Origin of the sequence: Allobaileyella intestinalis (assembly GCF_009695865.1) — a bacterium.
Lineage (GTDB): Bacteria > Bacillota > Clostridia > Peptostreptococcales > Anaerovoracaceae > Allobaileyella > Allobaileyella intestinalis.
Map to the genome: position 1 here is coordinate 1 of NZ_VUNB01000012.1, position 1,397 is coordinate 1,397.

At 35.8% G+C, this 1,397-nt stretch carries 3 protein-coding genes; all 3 read left to right on the forward strand.

The window, feature by feature from the left end:
• The first annotated feature begins 149 nt into the window (after positions 1–149).
• On the forward strand, positions 150–455 hold the full coding sequence (locus tag FYJ66_RS09070) for a single-stranded DNA-binding protein (RefSeq protein ID WP_154573176.1): 306 nt from the start codon (positions 150–152) through the stop codon (positions 453–455).
• On the forward strand, positions 448–657 hold the full coding sequence (locus FYJ66_RS09495; protein WP_154555607.1) for a Lar family restriction alleviation protein: 210 nt from the start codon (positions 448–450) through the stop codon (positions 655–657). The genes FYJ66_RS09070 and FYJ66_RS09495 overlap by 8 nt, the downstream gene beginning before the upstream one ends.
• 15 nt (positions 658–672) lie before the next feature.
• Positions 673–1,397 (forward strand): ParB/RepB/Spo0J family partition protein (locus FYJ66_RS09080; RefSeq protein WP_154573177.1); only part of this gene is annotated, 725 nt, incomplete at its 3' end.

Genomic DNA, 1,397 nt, shown 5'->3' on the forward strand with positions numbered 1-1,397 from the left:
CGAGTGAAGCAAGTATTTCCGGTAAGAGTATCTATGCGTATGCCAAAGATTCCAAAGTAGCTTTAGCTTATGAAAAGCTTACAAAAGAATTGATCAACAATCAAAAAGTAAAGCACAAAGAAGAATTAAATAGATAGGAGAAAAACAAAATGACAAACAAGGAGGTTTTAGTGAATGGAAAACTCTCAAGAGATATTGAAGTATCTAAGAATGATAAGGGAAATTCTTTTGTGAAGTTTTGTTTAATCTGTACAAGAGATGGGATTAATTCGTATTCGGATTATATTAACTGCATCGCATTTGGAGAAATTGCGAATGCCATCTGTAGAAAAGGTGAAAAGGATACAGCTTATCATATTGAGGGAAATATCCGAACAAACTCATATGAGAAAAATGGTAAAAAGAATTATTCTACGAATGTGGTTGTAGAATCTTTTAGATTGCTAGATGCCTAGAATCAAACGATGTCCATTTTGTCATTCAACTGCTCATTTAGTAATTGATTGGAACAGTAAAAAAATCAATGGCTATTATGGCCAGTATGTTATTTGTACGTTATGCTTTAAAAGAACGAAAACTGAGCCAACATCAGATCAAGCGATTGAAGAATGGAATCATCATGTATTAAAAAAGAATATACAACTCACTCTATTTTAAAAGGAGGTGGCATGCTTGCCAAAATTAGACTTAGGATTGCCTAGCTATGACTCCTTATTTTCTCCAGAAGAAGCAAGACAGGAGGCCACTCCCTCCAAGGTCCTTTCCCTCCCACTTCCTCCCATTAACTCTTTTTCAGGACATCCCTTCCATGTACCTCTGGATGAAGATATGGCGAAGCTTATTGATTCTATAAAAGAAAACGATATGTTGATGCCTGCACTTGTACGACCAAAACCAGATGGAACTTATGAAATGATTTCTGGTCACAGGCGGAAATTCGCTATGTCACAGCTAGGAAGAACCGAAATGAATGTTATCATACGAGAATTGGACGATGATCAGGCAACGATTCTGATGGTAGATTCAAATATTCAGCGTGAAAACATTTATCCTAGTGAAAGAGGTTATGCCTATAAGATGCGCTTAGAAGCTATGAAACATCAAGGTAAAAAAGTAGATATTAATGTTGATGATGTTCATGTTGAATATTCAAAATCTACTTCTACTCAAGTTGAGCAGAAGTCTAAGAATAAATATTCGGTTGAACTGTTAGGAGAACAACTAGGCCTTGATAGGAATCAGATTAGGCGAATTATTCGGTTAACCTATCTTATTGAACCATTGCAGGAAATGGTGGATGGACGAAATGAAAATGAGATTAAAATTGCATTCAACCCAGCTGTTGAATCGCCATATTTCACAGCGGCAGAACAATTTGTTTTGGCAATTGAAATCAT